General features: G+C 70.1%; 20 protein-coding genes. 8 read left to right on the top strand and 12 right to left on the bottom strand.

Annotated elements, in window-relative coordinates:
* Positions 1 to 166 precede the first annotated feature (166 nt).
* On the top strand, positions 167 to 823 hold the full coding sequence (locus ACFCXS_RS10205; protein ID WP_376642760.1) for a DUF4360 domain-containing protein: 657 nt from the start codon (positions 167 to 169) through the stop codon (positions 821 to 823).
* A gap of 38 nt (positions 824 to 861) precedes the next feature.
* Here the strand turns inward: ACFCXS_RS10205 and ACFCXS_RS10200 are convergent, their stop codons facing one another.
* On the bottom strand, positions 862 to 1,263 hold the full coding sequence (locus tag ACFCXS_RS10200) for a hypothetical protein (protein WP_376642758.1): 402 nt from the start codon (positions 1,261 to 1,263) through the stop codon (positions 862 to 864).
* A gap of 31 nt (positions 1,264 to 1,294) precedes the next feature.
* Entirely contained in the window at positions 1,295 to 2,068 is a 774-nt protein-coding gene (locus ACFCXS_RS10195) for an alpha/beta fold hydrolase (RefSeq protein ID WP_376642756.1), read from the bottom strand.
* 61 nt (positions 2,069 to 2,129) lie between these two features.
* Here ACFCXS_RS10195 and ACFCXS_RS10190 point away from each other — a divergent pair, with 61 nt between their 5' ends.
* Positions 2,130 to 2,678: a YciI family protein gene (locus tag ACFCXS_RS10190; RefSeq protein ID WP_376642754.1), complete on the top strand. Its 549-nt coding sequence runs from the start codon at positions 2,130 to 2,132 to the stop codon at positions 2,676 to 2,678.
* Between the two features lie 84 nt (positions 2,679 to 2,762).
* Here the strand turns inward: ACFCXS_RS10190 and ACFCXS_RS10185 are convergent, their stop codons facing one another.
* The gene (locus tag ACFCXS_RS10185) at positions 2,763 to 3,551 is read right to left on the bottom strand and encodes an intradiol ring-cleavage dioxygenase (protein WP_376642752.1); all 789 of its coding nucleotides are present in this window, start codon (positions 3,549 to 3,551) and stop codon (positions 2,763 to 2,765) included.
* A gap of 214 nt (positions 3,552 to 3,765) precedes the next feature.
* On the opposite strand from ACFCXS_RS10185, the gene ACFCXS_RS10180 reads away from it, so the two are divergent.
* The 3 genes from ACFCXS_RS10180 to ACFCXS_RS10170 all read left to right on the top strand — a co-directional run bounded on the left by ACFCXS_RS10180 (position 3,766) and on the right by ACFCXS_RS10170 (position 6,465).
* The gene (locus ACFCXS_RS10180; RefSeq protein ID WP_376642750.1) at positions 3,766 to 4,224 is read left to right on the top strand and encodes a pyridoxamine 5'-phosphate oxidase family protein; all 459 of its coding nucleotides are present in this window, start codon (positions 3,766 to 3,768) and stop codon (positions 4,222 to 4,224) included.
* Positions 4,225 to 4,244: 20 nt separating this feature from the next.
* Positions 4,245 to 5,303, top strand: a complete 1,059-nt coding sequence (locus tag ACFCXS_RS10175) for a hypothetical protein (protein WP_376642748.1) — start codon at positions 4,245 to 4,247, stop codon at positions 5,301 to 5,303.
* Positions 5,304 to 5,469: 166 nt separating this feature from the next.
* Positions 5,470 to 6,465, top strand: coding sequence for an arabinan endo-1,5-alpha-L-arabinosidase (locus ACFCXS_RS10170; protein ID WP_376642746.1), 996 nt, complete (start codon positions 5,470 to 5,472; stop codon positions 6,463 to 6,465).
* A 55-nt stretch (positions 6,466 to 6,520) separates the two neighbouring features.
* Here the strand turns inward: ACFCXS_RS10170 and ACFCXS_RS10165 are convergent, their stop codons facing one another.
* The 8 genes from ACFCXS_RS10165 to ACFCXS_RS10130 all read right to left on the bottom strand — a co-directional run bounded on the left by ACFCXS_RS10165 (position 6,521) and on the right by ACFCXS_RS10130 (position 17,140).
* On the bottom strand, positions 6,521 to 8,353 hold the full coding sequence (locus ACFCXS_RS10165; RefSeq protein WP_376642744.1) for a pyridoxal phosphate-dependent aminotransferase: 1,833 nt from the start codon (positions 8,351 to 8,353) through the stop codon (positions 6,521 to 6,523).
* A gap of 171 nt (positions 8,354 to 8,524) precedes the next feature.
* Positions 8,525 to 9,673 carry an aldose epimerase family protein gene (locus tag ACFCXS_RS10160; protein ID WP_376642742.1) on the bottom strand — a complete coding sequence of 383 codons (1,149 nt, stop codon included), beginning with the start codon at positions 9,671 to 9,673 and terminating at the stop codon, positions 8,525 to 8,527.
* A gap of 58 nt (positions 9,674 to 9,731) precedes the next feature.
* Entirely contained in the window at positions 9,732 to 10,976 is a 1,245-nt protein-coding gene (mmsB, locus tag ACFCXS_RS10155) for a multiple monosaccharide ABC transporter permease (protein WP_376642740.1), read from the bottom strand.
* Positions 10,973 to 12,523 (bottom strand): multiple monosaccharide ABC transporter ATP-binding protein, encoded by a 1,551-nt coding sequence (gene mmsA, locus ACFCXS_RS10150; RefSeq protein ID WP_376642738.1) that lies wholly within the window; start codon positions 12,521 to 12,523, stop codon positions 10,973 to 10,975. Before mmsA ends, mmsB begins: the two co-directional genes overlap by 4 nt.
* 44 nt (positions 12,524 to 12,567) lie before the next feature.
* Positions 12,568 to 13,680 (bottom strand): multiple monosaccharide ABC transporter substrate-binding protein, encoded by a 1,113-nt coding sequence (gene chvE / locus ACFCXS_RS10145; protein WP_376642736.1) that lies wholly within the window; start codon positions 13,678 to 13,680, stop codon positions 12,568 to 12,570.
* Between the two features lie 137 nt (positions 13,681 to 13,817).
* Positions 13,818 to 14,786, bottom strand: a complete 969-nt coding sequence (locus ACFCXS_RS10140) for a hypothetical protein (protein WP_104780775.1) — start codon at positions 14,784 to 14,786, stop codon at positions 13,818 to 13,820.
* Positions 14,787 to 14,975: 189 nt separating this feature from the next.
* Positions 14,976 to 15,980: a zinc-binding dehydrogenase gene (locus ACFCXS_RS10135; RefSeq protein ID WP_376642733.1), complete on the bottom strand. Its 1,005-nt coding sequence runs from the start codon at positions 15,978 to 15,980 to the stop codon at positions 14,976 to 14,978.
* Complete coding sequence (locus ACFCXS_RS10130) at positions 15,977 to 17,140, bottom strand: mandelate racemase/muconate lactonizing enzyme family protein (RefSeq protein WP_376642731.1); 1,164 nt, start codon at positions 17,138 to 17,140, stop codon at positions 15,977 to 15,979. Before ACFCXS_RS10130 ends, ACFCXS_RS10135 begins: the two co-directional genes overlap by 4 nt.
* Before the next feature lie 268 nt (positions 17,141 to 17,408).
* On the opposite strand from ACFCXS_RS10130, the gene ACFCXS_RS10125 reads away from it, so the two are divergent.
* Positions 17,409 to 18,335 (top strand): hypothetical protein, encoded by a 927-nt coding sequence (locus ACFCXS_RS10125; protein ID WP_376642729.1) that lies wholly within the window; start codon positions 17,409 to 17,411, stop codon positions 18,333 to 18,335.
* Positions 18,336 to 18,628: 293 nt separating this feature from the next.
* On the opposite strand, the gene ACFCXS_RS10120 is transcribed toward ACFCXS_RS10125, so the two are convergent.
* Positions 18,629 to 19,078, bottom strand: a complete 450-nt coding sequence (locus ACFCXS_RS10120) for a MarR family winged helix-turn-helix transcriptional regulator (RefSeq protein ID WP_376642727.1) — start codon at positions 19,076 to 19,078, stop codon at positions 18,629 to 18,631.
* A gap of 96 nt (positions 19,079 to 19,174) precedes the next feature.
* On the opposite strand from ACFCXS_RS10120, the gene ACFCXS_RS10115 reads away from it, so the two are divergent.
* Together ACFCXS_RS10115 and ACFCXS_RS10110 are read left to right on the top strand one after the other, a co-directional pair.
* The gene (locus ACFCXS_RS10115) at positions 19,175 to 20,197 is read left to right on the top strand and encodes an NADP-dependent oxidoreductase (protein ID WP_376642726.1); all 1,023 of its coding nucleotides are present in this window, start codon (positions 19,175 to 19,177) and stop codon (positions 20,195 to 20,197) included.
* Between the two features lie 96 nt (positions 20,198 to 20,293).
* Positions 20,294 to 20,713, top strand: a complete 420-nt coding sequence (locus ACFCXS_RS10110; protein ID WP_376642724.1) for an organic hydroperoxide resistance protein — start codon at positions 20,294 to 20,296, stop codon at positions 20,711 to 20,713.
* Positions 20,714 to 20,767 lie beyond the last annotated feature (54 nt).

The following is a 20,767-nucleotide window of genomic DNA, read 5'->3' as shown; positions in this document are numbered from 1 at the left end:
GCCATCTGGCCCGCCCCTGCCGCCCTGCGTACGATGCGACCGCTCCCGCTCTTCACATCCCCTTCATGGAATGGTCACAGGTCGGGGGTGCACGCGTCTGTGTCTTTGACATGTGCATGTTCAATCATTGTCACGCTCCACCCCCCACGAACGGAATGGGAGAACCATGGCCGGTGGCCTGCTCCTGAGTGGCGCGATCGCCGCGCTGCTCACCAGCGCACTTCCCGCGCAAGCCTCGTCCTCCGGGTTCGACGACCCGCCCCCGGACAAGATCATCATCCAGGTCGCCACGGTGAACGGCTCCGGCTGCCCGGCAGGCACGGCAGCGGTCGCCGTCTCCGAGGACAACACCGCCTTCACGGTGACCTACAGCGACTACCTCGCGCAGGCCGGCGGGAACTCCGACCCGACCGCGTTCCGCAGGAACTGCCAGCTCAACCTGAAGGTCCACGTCCCCGGTGGCTTCACCTACGCCATCGCGAGCGCGGACTACCGCGGATTCGCCTCGCTCCAGCGGGGCGCGAGCGCCAGCCAGCGGGCGTCGTACTACTTCCAGGGCTCGCCCAGCACGGTGTACAAGAACCACCCCTTCAGCGGCCCCCTCAACGACAACTGGCAGGCCACGGACGAGACCGACTGGGCCCAGCTGGTCTACGCGCCCTGCGGAGTGCAGCGCAACTTCAACATCAACACCGAGCTCCGCGTCAACGCCGGCACCCAGTCGGCCGACAAGGTCAGCTTCATGACGATGGACTCCACGGACGGAGACATCAGCACGGTGTACCACCTGGCGTGGAAGCAGTGCCCCCCGAAGCAGTCGTGACGGGATGAGGGGCGGCCCGCTGACCGGCGGGCCGCCCCTCAGCGGCGTTCCGTACCGGCCCCGGCCCGTCCGGCCCCGGCCAGTCCCGCCCCGGCCAGTACGTAGGCGGCGAGGGCGTGCAGCGGCATGAACCCGCCGGGGCGGTCGATCTCGTCGATGAAGGACAGGGAGAGCACCGCCCAGACCAGTCCGCCGCCGACCATCAGCGTGATGTTTCCGGTCTCCCGCATGAGGCGCATCCCGGCCCCCAGCAGGAAGGGCATGAGAGCCCAGGCAGAGGCCGTGGTCACCAGGGACTCGAAGGCGCCGGCGAACATCGTCGCCTCGCCGGTCGCCGCTTTGCCGCGGGCCCATGCGTATCCGGCGGTCATCAGGGCGTGACAGACGGCGGCGGATGCGGTGGCGCTGATGGCGCCTTTGACGAACCGCGCGTATCGCATGGCGGGGAACCCGTCCTTCGAAGAGGGCCGATCAGCCGTCGGATGCGAGTGCCGCCGCCGTGGCCTCCACGAAGGCCTCCCGGTTGTCCAGCATGATGTTGTGGCCGCAGTCCGGGATCGCGACGACGGACACTCCGGCCTCGGCGAGGGCGTCCGCGCCGGGAAGCGGGCCGTCGGCCTCGGGGAGCAGGAACGTGCGGGGGATCTTCAGGTCCAGCAACAGCTCGCGCATCGTGGGGGTCGTGCCACGGGTGAGGTGCAACGCGCTGCGGTGCAGGGCCTCGCGGCCGGCCAGGCGCATCGTGGACCACCAGTGCGGGCCGACCCGGTCGCGGACCTCCTCCCAGCCGCCCGCCAGGAAGTCTTCCTCCGAGTAGGTGGCGATGCCGCTGCTGCCCGACGAGCCGGGTTCGCGCGGGATCGGGTCGAGGTTCGCGTCGATCAGGACCAGGCGGGAGACCAGGTGGGGGTGGCGGGCCGCCAGGACGATGGCCACCGATCCGCCCATGCTGTGGGCGATCAGCTCGGCGGCCGAGACGCCCGCTGCCGTCAGGGCACCGGCCAGCACGTCCGCGTGGGACTCCAGTGTGTAGTCGAAGTGGGCCGGGCGGTCGCTGATGCCGTGGCCCAGCAGGTCGATCAGCAGCGAACGGCGTCCGGCCAGGCGCGGATCGACCGCGACCTCGGTGAAGTAGGCGGGCGAGGTGGCACCCAGCCCGTGCACGTAGACCCGCGGCGGCTCCTGCCCCGGCAGCTCGACCCAGCGGACTCGATCACCCTCGGGCGTTACGGCGGCGCTGCGCACGGTCCTTCATCCCCCTGAATGTGGCGTCTGTGTCGGTGGACGGTCAAGAGTAGTCTGCGGCATGGAGTTCTTCTGCTACCACCGCGACCGGCCCGGCTCCCTGCCGCTGCGTGAGGAACTGGGGGAGGCGCACTGGGCCTACATGGACCGGTACGAGGCGGAGTTGATCGCCCGCGGGCCGACCTTCGCCGCCGACGGGGAGACGCCGAGCGGCAGCGTTCACATCGTCGAGCTGCCGGACCCCGCGGCCGCCCGGGCGTTCGCCTTCGACGAGCCGGGCTACCAGGCCGGGGCGTACCGGGACGTGCTGCTGCGGCGGTGGCGCAACCTGCTGGGCCGCACCATGTGGGACTTCCCCGGCGGCCGTACGGGCGGCCACCGCTTCCTCGTGCTCGGCCTCGGCGCCGGTCCGGCCGCCGACCTCGACGTAGCCCCCGGCCGCGACGAACTGATCGCTTACGGGCCGCTGCTGTCCGACGACGGTGCCGAGTGGCTGGGCACGGCGGCGCTGGTGCGGGCACCGGACGCGGAGGCGGCGCGTGCCGTGCTGACCCGGGAGAGGTATGCCGACATCGAGGTGCACGACTGGGAGTTCGGCGGACGCCGGTGAGGCGAGGCGCGGGGCGGGCCCGAGGGGACGGGGGCCGCCCGGTGTGCGAGCGGCCCCCTGGGAACGCACCGGGTGTGCCCGGCGTCAGCCCTGTTCCACGCCGAGGGTCAGCGTGCCCGCGTAGCCGGCGGACGTCGTGCTGCCGAGCGGGGTGAGGGTGAGGAGGCCAGAGGCCGCGCCTCCGTCGTCGTAGATCGAGTCCTGGGCCAGGGTGGTGCGCGGGACCGTGTTGACCTTGTAGGTGGTCAGCGCCGCGACCCTGGCCGTGATGGTCTCGGCGAAGAAGAGCTGGCCGGTATGGAGCTCCCGGCCGCCGGTGAAGGAGCCGTCGGGGGTGAGGGTCACGTTCGTGTGGACCTTGACGTGGATGTGCACGCAGCGGCCCCGGTACCAGCCGGGGTAGACCGTGGTGATCGCCGCGACTCCACGTGCGTCGGTGAGGACGCCGCCGCGCAGGAACGTGCCGTTGTCGGGTTCGTTGTGGCCGTTGTTGCCCACGAACCCGGAGTACTCGCCGAGGGCGTCGCAGTGCCAGAGCTCCACCAAGGCGTTCTTCAGCGGGGCGCAGGTGTCGTCGTCGACGACCGTCAGCGTCAGCTTCAGGGGGATGCCGGTCTTGTCCTCGTGGATGTCGGAGCGGACGTACTGGCCGTCGAGGTAGTAGGGGCCTTCGGTCAGCTCCTTCGTCAGGGTGCAGACGGCTGCGGCGGCGACCGGGGCGGTGGGCCCGGTCTCCTGGGTGCCCTGGTCGGCCGGGGTGACTGCGGCGCCGACGGCCAGCGTGGCGGCGGTGGCACCGGTGGCGAGCAGAACGGTGCGGCGGCCGATGGGGGTGGCGGGGGTCGCGGGGTGTTTCTTCGGGGTTCCTGTCATGAACACGGCAGAGTAGAGGCCGAATCTGTCGGCGAGCTGTGAGTTCGGCAAAGTGCCGCGCCGTCAAGTATCTGACGAGACAGGTATTTACGGGCCCTGGTGGGGCCACTGGCTTCTTCGCGGTGCCGTCCTTCCACGGCCTGCCTCAAGGGCGCGAGGCCGGACTTTCCCGACGCCCTGAAATAATCTTCAGAGCAACGGAGTTGGCGAGGTCATGACTCAAAGACCCGCGCCCCGCACCCTGTCCGACGCAGCCCTCTCCGACCTGCTCGGGACGCAGCAGTTCGGCACGCTCGCCACCGTCAAGCGAAGTGGCCACCCCCACCTGACCACCATGCTGTACAGCTGGGACGCCGAGTCCCGCACGGTGCGGTTCTCCACGACGGCCGACCGCGTCAAGCTCAAGCACCTGCGGCGCGAACCGCGTGCGGCCCTGCACGTGCAGGGGGGAGACGTCTGGTCGTTCGCCGTCGCGGAGGGCGAAGCCGAGATCTCGGAGGTCACGGCGGTCCCCGGCGACTCGGTCGGGCGGGAGCTGCTCGCCATGATCCCGGCCGGCGCCGAACCGGAGGACGAGGAAGCCTTCCTCCGGCAACTCGTCGACGAGCGCCGCGTCGTCATCAGGCTGAAGGTGGACCGGCTGTACGGGACCGCGCTCGACATCGCGGGATAGGGCTGCGGCACGATGAGCGCGTGAACGCACAACAGGGCAGCGCCGATGAACAAACCCTCGCGGACCTGGCCCGGCGGCTCCTCGCGGTGGACACCGGCGGCTGGTCGCCGGAGGGGGTGCGGACCATGGCGGACGGGCTCGGCTGGCCCCGGGGCGGCACCGCCGACCGTCCCGTCCTGGTCACCGGCCGATCCGCGGGCGACGCCCGCCTGCGGCCGGTCGGCCGGTACGAAGAGCGATACGTCAGCGGCGAGTCGTACGTGGAACTCGCCGTGCCGGTTGCGACCGCAGCACCCGACGCCGCAGCACAGGCCGCAGCCTTCCACGCCGCCAAGGAGGAACTGACCGAGGCGCTGGGGCGGCCGTCCGTCATGGGTTCGCACGGAGAGACGGGCCCCTTCTACGGCAGCGGGCCGCTGTGGGGCGCCCCCTTCCTGCGCTGGCGCGGCAGTACGGACACCCTGGAGCTGCGCGCCGGGAAGGCGGGACCGGAGCTGGTCCTGCAGCCCACCGCCCCGGCGGAGGACTGGTTCTGGCGGCAGGGCCATGGCGAAGAGCACGCGATCAGCGGCTTCTTCGGCAGCAACAGCGACCCGGCCAACGCCGGCCTCGGCCGTCCCGGTGGCTGGACCGCCCGCAGCTGGGAGACCGTCACCCGGTCGCTGGGCGACTTCCTGGAGGCCCTGCCCGCGGAGACCGCAGCCCTCGGCATCCGTATCGGGATGCCGGTCTACGGGCGGTCCGGCCGTGGCGCGCCCCTCCTCTTCGACGTGACGTGCGACGACCGGCTGTCGATCGGCTGCTTCGCCCCCTACGGCGTCGACGCGGCCTCACTCGGCTGGGGCACCGTCGCCGAGCACCCGAGTACGGCCTCGGTCTGGCACGACGGCGATCCGGTGTGGCGCGTGGACGCGGGAGGTCCCGGCGAACCCCGGGGCCGCGCCCTCGCGGAGATGCTGGTGGCGACGGCCAGGGCGGCGGGGGTGAGCGAGCCGGCCGATCTGCTCGTCGGCGGCGAGGCCGAGGACGTGGACGACTACCACGTCAAGTACTACGGGCTGGGCCTGCCCACCGGCTGATCCCCGTAGGACGGCGATGGCCCCGGGGCGGGAATTCCGCCCCGGAGCTTGGTAGTTGGCGCGCGGACCATTGACGCGCAAGGGGTTCGATTCTACGTTCCGTTCGAACTTGCGAGCACTGTCCGAGATGTCGGGCCTTGTCACCCCCACCGCAAGGAGAACCCGCATGAACCCCGGTTCCCGCACGTCCCGCACCCTCCGCAGACGCACCGCCCTGCTCGCTCTCCCCGCAGCGGCCCTGCTCGCCCTGATCCCCGGCACGGCGTCGGCGTACCCCAACCCCGGTCGTGTCACCGGGGACGTCGTCACCCACGATCCGTCGATGATCCGCACCTCGTCCGGCCAGTACCTGCTCTACGCCACCGGCGGCGGCATCGCCGGCAAGGCCAGCGGTGACCGCACCGCCTTCAGGAACAGCGCAGACGCCTTCTCCAGCAGGCCGGGCTGGTGGCGGAACTATTCGTCCGTTCCGGAGGCCTGGGCGCCGGACATCTCGTACCAGGGCGGCAAGTACCTGATGTACTACTCCGTCTCGACATTCGGCTCGAAGACCTCCGCCATCGGCCTCGCCACCTCCGGCACCGGCCGGCCGGGCAGCTGGACCGACCAGGGAACCGTCTACACCTCGAACCCTTCCCGCGACTTCAACGCCATCGACCCGAACCTCTTCGTGAACGACGACGGCAAGTGGTGGCTCTCGTTCGGCAGTTGGTCGACCGGGATCAAGATGATCCGGATCGATCCGTCCACCGGGAAGCAGCTCGCCTCCGACACCACCCGGTACTCGCTGGCCTCCCGCCCCACCGGGACCGAGGCCGTCGAGGCGCCGTTCATCGTCAAACGGGGCGGCTACTACTACCTCTTCGCCTCGTACGACACCTGCTGCAACGGGACCGGCTCGACGTACAAGGTGAAGGTCGGGCGCGCCTCCGCTGTCACCGGGCCCTACCGCGACAAGAACGGCGTCGACCTGATGAACAACGGCGGCACACCGGTCCTCGAGTCGCACGGCAACGTCATCGGCCCCGGCGGCCAGTCCATCCTGAAGGACACCGAAGGCGACCTGATCGTCTACCACTACTACGACGGCAACGCGGGCGGCACACCCAAGCTCGGCATCAACCTCCTGAACTGGAGCAGCGGATGGCCCGTCGCCCACTGACCCCGCCGGTGGCCCCGCGCCGGAGATGAACCGGTACGGGTCCTGCCTGCCCGGGCTACCCGGCCTGCCCCATCCCCGCCGCGTTGGGCCAGTTCTGGGCCGCCGGCCAGCCCGTCGCCGGGGCCGGTGTCAGTCCGTTCGTGCCTCGGACCTGGGCTGCCGTCAGGCCGCCCCGGGCCGGGACGCCGGGCGGGGTGGGGCCGGTGAACGGGGCGGCCATGGGCGACGGCGTGGGGACGGGGGCCGGCGCCGGAGCAGGGACCGGCGCCGGGGCTTGGGCCACGGGGGCCAGGGGTGGTGCCGGGGCGGCCATCGGCTGGGGAGCGGGCTGCGCCACCGGCTGGGGGATCTGCGGCTGCGGCATCTGCGGCTGCGGCATCTGCGCCGCAGCCGGCATCGGCATCCCGCCGCCCGCACCCGCCGGTACGGCGGACGCGGCGGCGGGGAGCGGCATGCCGATGCCGGTGGCCGGGGTGGGCGCCGGTGCCGGCCCGCCGACGGCACTCGCGGCGGCAGGAGTGGGTGCCTGTGTGGGGGAGAAGCCCTGGCCACCGCCCGTTCCCGTGCTCGCGGCGGCCGGAGCCGCGACGAGCCCCGGCCCCCCGATCCCCGCCGCGGCAGCCGGCATCGCTGCCGGCGCCGTTCCCATCGCCTGCGCCGCGAGCCCCCGCATGCCCGACCCGTTCGTCTCGCTCACCAGCCGGTCCACGGCCGCCGTACCCGAGCTGTAGCTGGTCCCGTTGCCCAGCTCGGGTACGGCGGCTCCCCTCCTGGACGTCCCGTAGAGCACCTGTTCCAGGCCGGACACCAGGCGACGCACGTCCACCTGGGGGCGCACCACGAGACGCAGGAAGCGGCTGGACGAACCGATCTTGTTGCCGCACTCGCGGACCAGGATCCGGTGCTCGGTGAGCATCCGGTCCCGGACCACCGTGCCCTCGGCGCCCACGGGGAGGCGCACGAAGAGGAAGTTGCCCTGCGACGGGTAGACCGTCAGCCCGGGCAGGGAGGACAGCTGGCCGGCCATGTCGAGGCGGTCGCGGCGCACCTGCTGCAGGCTCTGCGCGTACTCGGCGCCGTGCTCCTTCAGCATGAAGACGACATGCTCGGCGAAGGAGTTGAGGTTCCACTTCGGGAGCATGGAGCGGATGCGGCCCGCGAGCGCCGGGTTGGCGACCAGGTAGCCGAAGCGGATGCCGTGCAGGCCGAAGTTCTTGCCGAGGCTGCGCAGCACGACCACGTTGGGCCGCAGCATCGCCTCCTGGACGACGGACGGCTCGGCCTCGGCGTCCGCGAACTCCAGGAACGACTCGTCGATGACGACCAGGTCGAGGTCGGCCATGGCGTCCATGAACTGCACGATGGCGTGCTTGTGCAGGAAGCCCCCGTCGGGGTTGTTCGGGTTGCAGATGACGGCGACGCGGGTGCCGCGGGCCCGGATGAACTCGGCGTACTGCGCGAGGTCGAGGGCGAAGCCGCTGGACTCCTGGAGCGGGTACATGTCGACCCGCTTGCCGGTCTCCATGGGCTGGTCGGTCCAGCGGCCGAAGGTGGGGACGGGCACGGCGAGGGACTCGCGCACCAGCAGGTGGTCGATCCAGGTGATGAGCTCGGTGGAGCCGTTGCCCATGGCCACGCACTGCGGCGGCAGCTGGAGCAGGCTGCACAGCTCGGCCGTGATGGTGTCGGCGCTGCTCGGGTAGTACGTGATGATGTCGCGCAGCCGGGCCGCCATGTCCTCGAACATGGCCGGGGTCGGGAAGTAGGGGTTGCAGGGGATACAGAAGTCCACGGGGCCGGCTCCCTCGCCGCCCTCACGTGTCAGAGCCGCCATCGACGGGCTGTGAGCCGCGGTACTGCGGAACAGCGACGTGACGTTGTCGGCCATGGAACCTCCGTATGAGGCGGGTCCGTTGGGGACGGACGGACCCGACGTTTAAGGGCGGCCCGCGCGGGGGAGCGCGGGCCGCCCTTTCATACGGAGACCACGGTGACACCGTTCAACGGTCGGTAAAACGGTCGGAACCGGTGTCCGGTCCGTGAAGACCTGTCAGCGGCCTCAGCAGCCGAACGTGTGGATCGTCGTCGTCCGGTACGTCTGACCGGGCCGCAGCACGGTCGACGGGAACTTCGGCTTGTTCGGCGAGTCCGGGAAGTGCTGCGTCTCCAGGCACAGCGCGTCGCCCTGCCGGTAGGTGCGGCCGGACGGGCCGGTCAGCGTGCCGTCGAGGAAGTTGCCGGAGTAGAACTGCAGGCCCGGCTCGTTCGTGGCGATCTTCAGGGTGCGGCCGGAGGCCGGGTCGCGCAGGGTCGCGACGTGCTCGGGCCGGGCGGTGATGCCCTTGTCGAGCACCCAGTTGTGGTCGAAGCCCTTGGCGGTCACCAACTGCGGGTGCGAGGTGCGGATGTCCCGGCCGATCGGCTTGGTCCGGCTGAAGTCGAACGGCGTGCCCGCGACCTTGGCCAGCTCACCGGTCGGGATCAGACCCGCGTCGGTGGGCGTGTAGCGGGAGGCGGCTATCTGCAGCTCGTGGTCCTCGATCGTGCCGCTGCCCTCGCCGGCCAGGTTCCAGTAGACGTGGCTGGTGAGGTTGACGACGGTGGCCTTGTCCGTGGTGGCCTCGTAGTCGATGCGCCAGTCGCCGTGCCGGGTGAGCGTGTACGTCACCTTCGTCTTGAGCGTGCCCGGGTAGCCCATCTCGCCGTCGACGCTCGTGTAGTACAGGTGCAGGCCGACGTCGGAGCCCTTCACGAACGGCTCGACGTCCCACACGCGCTTGTCGAAGCCCTGGGTGCCGCCGTGCAGGCTCTGCTCGCCGTCGTTGACGGACAGCTGGTAGTTCTTGCCGTCGAGGGTGAACTTGCCCTTGCCGATGCGGTTGCCGTACCGGCCGATCAGGGCGCCGAAGTACGGCGTCTTCGCGACGTAGTCCTCGAGGTTGTCGAAGCCCGCGGAGACATTGGCGTAGCGGCCGCGACGGTCGGGGATCTCCAGGGACTGGACGACACCGCCCCAGGAGAGGACCTTCAGGCGCGTGCCGCCGTTCTCCAGTGACCAGCTGTAGACCTTCGTGCCGTCGGCGAGCTTGCCGAAGAGCGTCTTCACCGGCTTCCTGCCTCCCGTGGCGTGTGCCGTACCGCCGAGCGTGGTGGCGGCGATGCCCGCCGCCGCTGCTCCGGCGATGACCGTGCGTCTGTTCAGTTCCATGCGTGCGGCTCCCGTGATGAGGAAAGGGCCCCGCCTTCCGGCGGGGCCCGGAGCTGACCTACGAACCGACCTTGCGCTTGTTCCATACGTCGAACCCGACCGCCGCCAGCAGCACCAGGCCCTTGATGACCTGCTGCCAGTCGGTGCCGATGCCGACGAGGTTCATACCGTTGTTCAGCACGCCCAGGACCAGGCCACCGATGATCGCGCCGAGGACGGTGCCGACACCGCCGCTCATCGACGCGCCGCCGATGAACGAGGCCGCGATCGCCTCCAGCTCGAAGTTGAGGCCGGCCTTGGGAGAGGCCGCGTTGAAGCGGGCGGCGAAGACCAGACCCGCCAGGGCCGCGAGCATGCCCATGTTCAGGAAGACCAGGAAGGTGACCTTCTTGTCCTTCACACCCGACAGCTTGGCCGCGGGCAGGTTGCCGCCGATCGCGTAGATGTGGCGGCCGATGATCGCGTTGCGCATCACGTAGCCGAAGCCGACGAGCAGCACGCCCAGGATGAGCAGCACGATCGGGGCGCCCTTGTAGCTGGCCAGCAGCATCGTCAGCGTCAGCACGGCGGCGCCGATCGCGACGAGCTTCAGCAGGAACAGCTTGGTGGGCGGGACGTCCAGGTCGAACTCCTGCTGCCGCTTGCGGTCACGGACCTCCTGGAAGATCACGAAGGCGATCATCGCGAAGCCCAGCAGCAGCGTCAGGTTGTGGTAGTTGGTGTTCGGGCCGACCTCCGGCAGGAACCCGTTGGCGACCTTCTGCAGGCCCTCCGGGAACGGGCCGAGCGTCTGGCCCTCCAGGAAGATCTCGGTAAGACCGCGGAAGATCAGCATGCCCGCCAGGGTCACGATGAACGACGGTATGCCGCCGTACGCGATGAAGAACCCCTGGATGGCACCCGCGACCGCGCCCACGGCCAGGCACAGCACCACGGCGAGCAGCCACGGTATGTCGTGTTTGACCATGAACACGGCGGCCATCGAGCCGACGAACGCCGTCAGCGAGCCGACCGAGAGGTCGATGTGGCCCGCGATGATGACCAGCATCATGCCGATCGCCAGGATCAGGATGTAGCTGTTCTGCAGCACCAGGTTGGAGACGTTGCGCGGCAGCAGCAGGTCGCCGTCGGTCCAGACGGCGAACAGGACCACGATCAGGCCCAGGGCGATCAGCATGCCGTACTGCCGCATGTTGCGGCGCATGCCGTCCATCACCAGCTGCAGCAGGCCGTCGCCCCCGGCCCCGCCGCTCTTGCCCGGCGGCGCGGGGGCCGGGCTCTTGGCGGTCACGTCCGTGCTCATCGGGTTACCTCTTTGTCCTTCGTCATCTGACGCATCAGCGATTCCTGGGAGGCCTCGGCCCGCGAGAACTCACCCGTCAGCCGTCCCGCGGCCATCGTGTAGATGCGGTCGCACATACCGAGCAGCTCGGGCAGCTCGGAGGAGATGAAGACGACCGCCTTGCCCTGGGCGGCCAGCTGGTCGATGACCGTGTAGATCTCGTACTTCGCGCCGACGTCGATACCGCGTGTCGGCTCGTCCAGGATCAGCACGTCCGGACCCGAGAAGATCCACTTGCTGAGGACGACCTTCTGCTGGTTGCCGCCGGACAGCTTGCCCACCGGCTCGAAGACGGTCGGCGCCTTGATGTTCATGGACTTGCGGAAGCGCTCGGCGACCTGCCGCTCCTCGTGCTCGTCGACCACACCGCGCTTGGCGACCTTGCCCAGGGCGCTGAGCGAGATGTTCCGGTTGATGGTGTCGATGAGGTTGAGGCCGTAGTGCTTGCGGTCCTCGGTGACGTACGCGATCCCGTGCTTGACCGCCTCGGGGACGGTCTTGGTACGGATCTCCTTGCCGTCCTTGAGGACCGTGCCGCCCGCGTACCGGCCGTACGTCCGGCCGAAGACGCTCATCGCGAGTTCGGTGCGGCCGGCGCCCATCAGGCCCGCGATGCCGACGATCTCCCCGCGTCGCACGTGGAGCGAGACGTCGTCGCACACCTTGCGCTGCTGGTCGATCGGGTGGTGCACGGTCCAGTCCCGGATCTCCAGGGCGGGCGCCGCGCCCTCCTCGGGTTCGTGCGGCGACCGCTCCGGGAAGCGGTTCTCCAGGTCGCGGCCCACCATGCCGCTGATGATCCGGTCCTCGGAGGTCTCCGCGGCCTTCACGTCGAGGGTCTCGATGGTCTGGCCGTCGCGCAGGATCGTCACCGAGTCGGCGACCTTGCGGATCTCGTTGAGCTTGTGGGAAATGATGATCGAGGTGATGCCCTGCTTCTTCAACTCCAGGATGAGATCCAGGAGTTTGCCGCTGTCCTCGTCGTTCAGCGCGGCGGTCGGCTCATCCAGGATGAGCAGCTTGACCTTCTTCGACAGGGCCTTGGCGATCTCCACGAGCTGCTGCTTGCCCACGCCGATGTCGGCGACGCGGGTGTCCGGGTGGTCGGACAGACCGACCCGGCGCAGCAGTTCGGTGGCGTGCCGCAGGGTCTCGGTCCAGCTGATGATCCCCCGGGTGGCGTGCTCGTTGCCGAGGAAGATGTTCTCCGCCAGGGAGAGGTAGGGCACCAGAGCCAGTTCCTGGTGGATGATCACGATGCCGCGTTCTTCGCTGGCCCGGATGTCCTTGAACTGGCAGACCTCTCCCTCGAAGAGGATGTCGCCCTCGTACGTGCCGTGCGGGTGGACGCCGGAGAGGACCTTCATCAAGGTCGACTTGCCGGCGCCGTTCTCCCCGCAGATGGCGTGGACCTCGCCCTGGCGGACGGTCAGTGTGACGTCCGACAGCGCCTTGACGCCGGGAAAGGTCTTGACGATCGAGCGCATTTCCAGGACGGGTCCCGCCATGGTCGTGCCTTCCAATCAGTGGTGAGCGTCGGTCGGTGGCGGGACTACTTGAGGTCGGCTGCCGTGTGGTAGCCGGAGTCGATGACGACCTTCTGGTAGTTGGACTTGTCGACGCTCACGGGCTTCAGCAGGAACGCGGGCACGACCTTCACGCCGTTGTCGTAGGTCTTGGTGTCGTTGAGCTCCGGCTTCTTGTCGTTCAGCGCCGCGTCGACCATGTTCGTGGCCACCTTGGCGAGTTCGCGGGTGTCCTTGAAGACGGTCTGGGTCTGCTGGCCCGCCTCGATCGACTTCAGCGAGGCGACCTCGGCGTCCTGGCCGGTGACGACCGGCAGCGGCTTGCTCTTGGAGCCGTAGTCGTCGGACTTCAGCGCCGACAGGATGCCGATGGAGATGCCGTCGTAGGGGGAGAGGACGGCGTCGACGCGCTCCGTCTTGTAGGCCGACGTCAGGATGTCGTCCATGCGCTTCTGGGCGGTGCCGCCGTCCCAGCGCAGCGTGGTGACCTGGTTGAGCTTGGTCTGGCCGGAGCGGACGACGAGCTGCTTCTTGTCGATGTACGGCTGCAGGACCTTCATCGCGCCGCCGAAGAAGTAGCGGGTGTTGTTGTCGTCGTTGGAGCCGGCGAACAGCTCGATGTTGAAGGGGCCCTTCTTGGAGCCGTCCTTCAGACCCAGCTTCTCGACGATGTAGCTGCCCTGGAGCTCGCCGACCTTCTCGTTGTCGAAGGAGGCGTAGTAGTCGACGTCCTTCGTGCCGAGGATCAGGCGGTCGTAGGAGATGACCGGGATGTTGGCGTCCTTGGCCTGCTTGAGCACGTTGTTCATCGACTTGTTGTCGATGGCGGCGATGATCAGTGCCTTGACGCCCTGCGTGATGAGGTTCTCGACCTGGGAGACCTGCTGGTCCGGGTCGTCCTCGCCGTAGACCAGCTTGGGCTTGTAGCCCTTGGCCTCCAGGTTCTTCTTGACGTAGTCGCCGTCGAGGATCCAGCGCTCGGAGGACTTGGTCGGCATCGCGATGCCGATGGTGGCGCCCTTGGTGTCCCCCGAGCCCTCCTTGCTGCCGCCCTCGCCGCTCTGGCCGCAGGCGGACAGGGTCAGGGCGAGGGACGCGGCTCCGGCTATGGCGGTGAGAGCGGCTCTGCGGTTACGCATGATCGTCATCCTTGATCTGTGGCAGGGCTCGGTCCAGGCGCGAAGTCGATCCGGGTGGTCGTGCCGGAAAGACCGAGAAGAGGTGTGGTGGATTGTGGTCGGCTGTGTCTTCTTTTGTAAGCCGAGTTTCCGGAACGTTATGACGAGATTTCGAACCGTTGCAGATCGCCCGGCAGTCGGGACCCGAGCGGCGCCATGTCGCCGTCCGCTCCGTGGCGGGCCAGGAGGTCCAGGGCGAGCCGTCCGCGCCGCACCCGCTCCTTGGCCGTGGCCAGGGTCAGCTCCCGCATGTGGTGCCCGTACGGGTAGATCCCGGGGGACTTGGACAGGCCGAACTTCAGGTACAACGGGGCCCCGCGTCTGATGAGTTCGGCCACCTCGTACATGCGGACGTAACCGCCGAGGTCGTCGGGTGCCTCGATGTACATGTCCATCGGAGCGCCCGACACCCGGCGGATCTCGGTGAGGTGATCGAGCGTCAGGTCACTGGGCACGTTGACCGAGTCGGCGCCGAGGCGCTCGTAGACCGCGTACGCGGCCGGGTTGACCGGGCCGATGAGCGCGGAGACCTTGAGCGTCGTGTCGGCCGGGATGATGCCGGCCGCCCGTGCCCGGTGCAGCGTCCACAGCACGCCCTCGTCGGCGACGAGCAGGCACTTGACGCCCAACTCGGTTGCCCGCACGGCGTCTTCGACACAGCCGGCGACGGCGTCGTGGCCCCGGGCGCGCAGCCCGGCCCCCCGCGAGTCGGTGCGCGTGGATCCGCCGATGTCCCAGGTGCCGCGCGGCCCGGTGAACAGGCAGAGCTCGATGTCGCGTTCGCCGGTCGACTCGACCATCTCGGTGATCTCGGAGTCGGTCAGCATCCACACGCCGCTGCCCTGGCTGATCCGGTGGATCGGCACGTCGAGCCGCGAGGCCTCCTTCAGGACCACCGCGAGTGCCTCGGGACCCTCGCAGGAGGGGATCTCGGTGCGCCAGCGGCCGCCGCCGGGGAAGGAATGTGCGGAAGTGTCGGCGGGGTCGGGGGCGGGCGCGCTCAGACCCAGCGCGGTGAGCGCCGGCTCACCGGGCCTGCGGGCTGCCGTGGCGGAAGCGTCGGTCACAGGACTGTCCTTCGGTTCGATATTTCGGACGAGGTTCGCGGCTCTGGGTGGGGCACGGCCCGGCTCGGTACACGGCCGGGCGGAGGGCGCGGCCGGGGCCACGCCGGTACGGGAGCACGGCCCGGCAGGGGCGCAGCTGGGTGTACGCCGGTACGGGAGCCGTCAGGTTGCTCTCGTACCGGCGTACGTCTAGGGGCGGAGCAGTACCTTGCCCACCTTCGGATCGCCGGCCCCGACCAGCTCGATGGCCTGCGAGAACTCGGTGAGCGGCAGCTCGTGCGTCACCAGCGGCAGCGGGTCGAGCAGACCGGCGGCGAACACCCGCACCGTGTGCGCCCAGGCGTCCGGCGGCGCACCGAAGACGCTGTGCACCTCCAGCTGCTTCACCACGAGGTCGGTCGGGTCGAGGCCCTCGGCACCCGGCGCCGGGATGCCGGTCAGGACCAGCCGCCCGCCGCGCCTGAGCAGACCGGCGGAGATCCGGGCGGCGTCCGCGGACCCGGCCGTCTCGATCACCACGTCGATGTCGTCCGGGAGTTCCTGGTCCTTGGTCCGGAAGTCCGTCGCGCCGTACCGGCGCGACAGCGCCTCACGGTCCCTGCGGGTGCCGACCACCAGCAGCTCGGCCGGTGAGTTGGCCTTCAGGAACTGCACGGCGAACATGCCGAGGGTGCCGGTGCCGACCACGGCGACGCGCTCACCGGGCTGCGCGTTGCCCTTCAGCGCGGCGGCCGCGATGCAGGCGGCGGGCTCCAGCAGGGCCGCCGCCGTGAGGTCGCAGTCGTCCGGCAGGGCGTGCAGAAGACGGGCCGGGAGGGTCAGCGTGGCAGCCATCGCGCCCGGCTGGGTGAACCCGGTCTCCTCGTATCCGGCCGTGCACAGCGTCGTGTCGCCCGCGTGGCAGCGATCGCAGACCTGACAGTTTCGAAAGCCCTCGCCGACGACCTTGCGGCCCACGAGCGAGGCCGGGACACCGGCGCCCACGGCCTCCACCGTCCCGGACCACTCGTGGCCCGGGGTCAGCGGATAGCGCACATAGCCCTCGGGGCGATTGCCCTGGTAGACCTCGCGGTCGCTGCCGCAGATCCCGGCGGCGTGCACCCGGACCAGGGCCTCACCGGCCTCGGGCCGCCGGGGCTCGTGCGGGACGAGCCGGTGTTCGCCCGGGGCCTCGACGACGACCGCGGTGCTCACTTCGCGCCCTTCGGCTTGCGCTGTTCCCAGCCCTCCGCCCAGAGGTCGAAACGTGCCTGCTGCTGGGGGAACTCGGCGGCGGCGTCGACGTCCAGCTCCACACCGAGGCCCGGGGCGTCGGAGAGGTGGAAGCAGCCGTCCTCCGGGTTCACCTGCGGGGCGCCCTTGACGACCTTCTTGATCTCCGCGTCGGCGAAGTCGTTGAAGTGCTCAAGGATCTTGAAGTTCGGGGACGTGAAGCCGACCTGGAGGGACGCGGCGGTCAGCACGGAGCCGCCCACGTTGTGCGGAGCGACCAGCATGTAGTGCGTCTCGGCGGTCGCCGCGAGCTTGCGGGTCTCCCAGATGCCGCCGATGTGGCCGACGTCCGGCTGGATGATGTCGACGGCCTGGCTCTCGAACAGCTCGCGGAACTCGATCCGGTCGTGGATGCGCTCACCGGTGGCGACCGGCATGTCGACCTTGGCGGCGACCTTCTCCAGGGCCTTGAGGTTCTCCGGCGGGACCGGCTCCTCCAGCCACGCCGGCTTGAACGGTGCCAGCTCCTTGGCCAGGCGCACGGCCGTGGCGGGGGAGAAGCGGCCGTGCATCTCCAGCATCAGCTCCGCCTCGGGGCCGATGGCGTCGCGGACGGCCTCGATCAGCGAAACCGCGTAGAGGGTCTCCTGGTGGTCCAGCTCGAAGTGGCCGGTGCCGAAGGGGTCGATCTTCAGCGCCCGGTAGCCGCGCTCCATCACGCCCTGGGCGGCCTTGTGGTAGGCCTCCGGGGTGCGCTCGGTGGTGTACCAGCCGTTGGCGTACGCCTTGACCTTGTCGGTGACCTTGCCGCCCAGCAGCTGCCAGACGGGGACGCCGAGGGCCTTGCCCTTGATGTCCCAGCAGGCCATCTCGATCACGGCGATGCCGGACATGACGATCTCGCCCGCACGGCCGTAGTCGCCGTACTTCATGCGCTTGACGAGGTCCTCGACGGCGAAGGGGTCGGACCCGAGGATGTGGTTGGCCTCGGCCTCCCGCAGGTAACCGAGGAGGGCGTCGGTGTGTCCCAGCATCCGGGTCTCGCCGACTCCGGTGATCCCCTCGTCGGTGTGCACCTGGACGTAGGTCAGGTTGCGCCAAGGCGTCCCGACCACGTGTGTGCTGATTCCGGTGATGCGCACGGCGGTTGTCCCTCGCTGCTTCGTCGGCTCGTTCTGTCAGTTTGTTCCGTCAGCGTCCCGTTCGCGTTCCGGCGCCTCGGCTTGTTCGAGATTTCGGCACACGTTCGAAATGCTGGCGTGACAGTAAGGATCGGGCGGTGGGGGTGTCAATGGGTCACGCGCATAACGGTTTCGACAGTTTCGAAACCGGGGAGCGACCGTGTCCGTACAGAACCTTCACAGCCGGCTCTAGGAACGTGACCGGCGCGGAACTTAATCTTCCCGCGTCATGGACTACTGCGACCCGTGCCGACGGCACCTCAACGGCGCCCTCGCCTGCCCGGGGTGCGGCACCTCGGCCGATGTGCTGCGTCGGCGCGACCCGGTGTACGCGGGGTACGACGCCACCGCGTCGGGGCCCGTCGGTGCCGTGCCGGAGGGGCCGGCGGGACCGCACGAGCCGCACGCCGCCGGCGAGAGACGTGACGACACCTACGGCGACGGGCGTGACGACGCATACGGCGACGGGCATGACGGCCCGTACGGCGATAGGCGCGACGACGCGTACGACGACGGGCGCGACGCCCCGTACGACGATGGGCGCGACGACGCGTACGGCGATGAGGACGGCGAGCGCGTGGGGCGTGCGGCCCGGCGGCGTGGACACGGGCGCGGCCCGGCCCCCGACGGGCCGGGAGGGTCGAGCCGGCGGGACCGCAAGGCCGCGGCGCACCGCCGTCGGCGCCGCCGCACCCTGTTCGTGGCCGCCGGGTTCGTACTGGCGGCCGGCGGTCTGAGCCTCGCGGAACTCGGCATGGACGCCCCCGGCTCGAAACCGAAACCGGCCGCGGCCGGTGGCGAGTCGGCGGACGGCGACGCCTCGCCCGAGGCGGGGGAGCCGGGCAGCGGTTCGGGCGGCAGGGGAGCGGGGTCTGACGGCGCGCCAGGTTCCGCTTCGCCGACGGCATCTGACACGCCGTCCGCTTCCGCGTCCCCGAAGGACGAGAGCTCGGAGTCCCCCAAGGGCGGCGAACCGTCGAAGGATCCCGAGTCCGCGGCCGGAGGCGCCCCCAGCGGCCCGGCGCCCGCTCCCACGGCCGCCCCGCCGACCTCGGGCCCGGGCCCCGCCCCCACTTCGGATCCGGCCACCCGGCCCCCCGAGCCGGAGCCTTCCGCCTCGGAGCCGTGCAAAAGGTTCCTCTGGTGGTGCACCTAGCGTCCGCTCGGCCGGTTGCGCCAGGCTGCACCGGCCGGGGCGTCGGCCACACGTGCGCGGTCGCGGCCCGGCCGTGCGGGCGGCCGGCACGCGACGGGAGCGGTTCCGCTCCCTGCCGGGACGCGAACGGCCCGTGCGCCGGTCGGGTTCGGCCGCGCCCCGGACAGGTGGCCCCGCCCGGTCCTGCGCGGCGTAGTCCCTCGGCGGCATCGGTCACGTACCGCCGCGCCCCGGGCAAGCCGCCGCACGCGGTCCTGAGCCACCGGATCTCCTGACGACGGCGGGCCCCGGCCTCAGCCCAGCATGCGCCGCAGCGTGTCCCGCAAAGCCACCCGCTCCTCCTCGGCGAGCCCGGCCAGGGGCTCCCGGGCGAACCGCAGCGACTCCCGCAGGCTCCGGGCCACCTGCCGCCCCTGTGCCGTCGCCGCCGCCACCTTCACCCGGCGGTCGGCGGGGTTCGGCTGCCGCTCGACCAGGCCCCGAGCCTCCAGCCGGTCCACGATCCCCGTCACGTTCGACGGCTCGCACTTCAGCTGCTGCGCCAGCCTCCGCATCGGCAGCGGCTCGAGACACAGCAGGCTGAGCAGTCGTGCCTGCGCGCCGGTGAGGGCGTGCTCCGCGGCCGCCGACTCGTAGTCCTCGTGGAAGCGCGCCACGACCTCCCCGATCAGTTCGACGACGTCGAGAGTCAGCTGATCCGGGCGGGTGCCCGTGATTTCGGGCGTCGGTGTGGTGGAAGCCATGCCTCCGAGGGTACCCGGTTATTTGACAACCTGAAATATTCAGGAGCATGGTTGTTTCAGGTACTGAAACATCGAGTCAGTGAGGTAAGGCGCACCATGACCGACACCCCCACCCTCCCCGCCGTCAGCCGCGAGTGGCACCTGGCGAGCCGTCCTGTCGGCTGGCCGAAGCCCGAGGACTTCGCCTTCGTCGAGGTGGACGTACCGCAGCCGGGCGAGGGGCAGGTCCTCGTCCGGAACAAGTACCTCTCCGTGGACCCCTACATGCGCGGCCGTATGAGCGACGCGAAGTCCTACGTCGCCCCGTTCGAGATCGGCAAGGTCATGCAGGGCGGTGCCGTCGGCGAGGTCGTGGCCTCGAACGCCGAGGGGCTGTCCGTGGGCGACCACGTGCTGCACTTCTTCGGATGGCGCGAGTACGCGGTCGTCGGCGCCAAGAGCGCCGTCAAGGTGGACCCGGAGGCCGCGCCGCTGTCGACGTACCTCGGTGTGCTGGGCATGACCGGCCTCACCGCCTACGCGGGCCTGCTGCGCACCGCCGCCTTCAAGGAGGGCGACACCGTCTTCGTGTCCGGTGCCGCCGGCGCCGTGGGCGGCCAGGTCGGCCAGATCGCCAAGCTGAAGGGCGCCGCCCGCGTCGTCGGCTCCGCCGGTTCGGACGAGAAGGTGAAGCTCCTCACGGAGGAGTACGGCTTCGACGCCGCCTTCAACTACAAGGACGGGCCCGTCGCCGAGCAGCTGCGCGCCGCGGCCCCCGACGGGATCGACGTCTACTTCGACAACGTCGGCGGTGACCACCTGGAGGCGGCCGTCGGCTCCCTCAAGGAGGGCGGCCGGATCGCCGTCTGCGGCATGATCTCCGTCTACAACAACACCGAGCCCGCCCCGGGCCCGAAGAACCTCGCCCGCCTGATCGCCACCCGCGGCCGTATCCAGGGCTTCCTGGTCGGCGACCACTACGACCTGCAGCCGCAGTTCGTGCAGGAGGTCGCGCCCTGGGTCGCCTCCGGCGAGCTGAAGTACCGCGAGACCGTCGTCGAGGGCATCGAGAACAACCTGGAGGCCTTCCTCGGCGTCCTGCGCGGCGACAACACCGGGAAGATGATCGTCAAGCTCTGACGCCTTCCGTCAGGATTCCGGCATGCGGTAACTTGTTTCCGAATCCGTCCCGGCCCGGGCGCGAGCCGCGGCGGACGAGGTGAGGAACACAACCGCATGCCGATCCAGCAGCCCGACGTCCTGTACACCGCCGTCGCCACCGCCGAGAACGGTCGCGACGGCCGGGTCGCCACCGACGACGGCAGGCTCGACGTCGTCGTCAACCCGCCGAAGGAGATGGGCGGGAGCGGCGCCGGCACCAACCCGGAGCAGTTGTTCGCCGCCGGGTACAGCGCCTGCTTCCAGGGCGCTCTCGGTGTCGTGGCCCGCCAGGAGGGGGCCGACCTCTCCGGTTCGACTGTGACCGCGAAGGTCGGCCTCGGCAAGAACGGGGACGGCTTCGGGATCATCGTCGAGATCTCGGCCGACATCCCGAAGGTGGACCGGGGGACCGCCCGGTCACTGATCGAGCAGGCCCACGAGGTCTGCCCGTACTCGAGGGCGACCCGTGGCAACATCACCGTGACGCTGGTCTGACCGCGCTCGTTGCGTACGCGGAGGCCGCACCCCTGGACGTGGGGTGCGGCCTTT

Origin of the sequence: Streptomyces sp. NPDC056373 (assembly GCF_042262425.1) — a bacterium.
In the GTDB taxonomy this organism is placed as follows: Bacteria; Actinomycetota; Actinomycetes; order Streptomycetales; family Streptomycetaceae; genus Streptomyces.
Note: the sequence above shows the minus strand (reverse complement) of the source record. Positions and strands in the feature narration are given on the sequence as shown.

Bases quoted from the DNA above. Each gene is read 5' to 3' on its own strand.
- ACFCXS_RS10110 (WP_376642724.1), top strand. From the start codon at position 20,294: ATGCCGATCCAGCAGCCCGACGTCCTGTACACCGCCGTCGCCACCGCC.
- ACFCXS_RS10165 (WP_376642744.1), bottom strand. From the start codon at position 8,353: ATGGCCGACAACGTCACGTCGCTGTTCCGCAGTACCGCGGCTCACAGC.
- ACFCXS_RS10180 (WP_376642750.1), top strand. From the start codon at position 3,766: ATGACTCAAAGACCCGCGCCCCGCACCCTGTCCGACGCAGCCCTCTCC.
- ACFCXS_RS10185 (WP_376642752.1), bottom strand. From the start codon at position 3,551: ATGACAGGAACCCCGAAGAAACACCCCGCGACCCCCGCCACCCCCATC.
- ACFCXS_RS10125 (WP_376642729.1), top strand. From the start codon at position 17,409: ATGGACTACTGCGACCCGTGCCGACGGCACCTCAACGGCGCCCTCGCC.
- ACFCXS_RS10190 (WP_376642754.1), top strand. From the start codon at position 2,130: ATGGAGTTCTTCTGCTACCACCGCGACCGGCCCGGCTCCCTGCCGCTG.
- mmsA (WP_376642738.1), bottom strand. From the start codon at position 12,523: ATGGCGGGACCCGTCCTGGAAATGCGCTCGATCGTCAAGACCTTTCCC.
- chvE (WP_376642736.1), bottom strand. From the start codon at position 13,680: ATGCGTAACCGCAGAGCCGCTCTCACCGCCATAGCCGGAGCCGCGTCC.
- ACFCXS_RS10120 (WP_376642727.1), bottom strand. From the start codon at position 19,078: ATGGCTTCCACCACACCGACGCCCGAAATCACGGGCACCCGCCCGGAT.
- ACFCXS_RS10200 (WP_376642758.1), bottom strand. From the start codon at position 1,263: ATGCGATACGCGCGGTTCGTCAAAGGCGCCATCAGCGCCACCGCATCC.
- ACFCXS_RS10170 (WP_376642746.1), top strand. From the start codon at position 5,470: ATGAACCCCGGTTCCCGCACGTCCCGCACCCTCCGCAGACGCACCGCC.
- ACFCXS_RS10115 (WP_376642726.1), top strand. From the start codon at position 19,175: ATGACCGACACCCCCACCCTCCCCGCCGTCAGCCGCGAGTGGCACCTG.
- ACFCXS_RS10205 (WP_376642760.1), top strand. From the start codon at position 167: ATGGCCGGTGGCCTGCTCCTGAGTGGCGCGATCGCCGCGCTGCTCACC.
- mmsB (WP_376642740.1), bottom strand. From the start codon at position 10,976: ATGAGCACGGACGTGACCGCCAAGAGCCCGGCCCCCGCGCCGCCGGGC.
- ACFCXS_RS10160 (WP_376642742.1), bottom strand. From the start codon at position 9,673: ATGGAACTGAACAGACGCACGGTCATCGCCGGAGCAGCGGCGGCGGGC.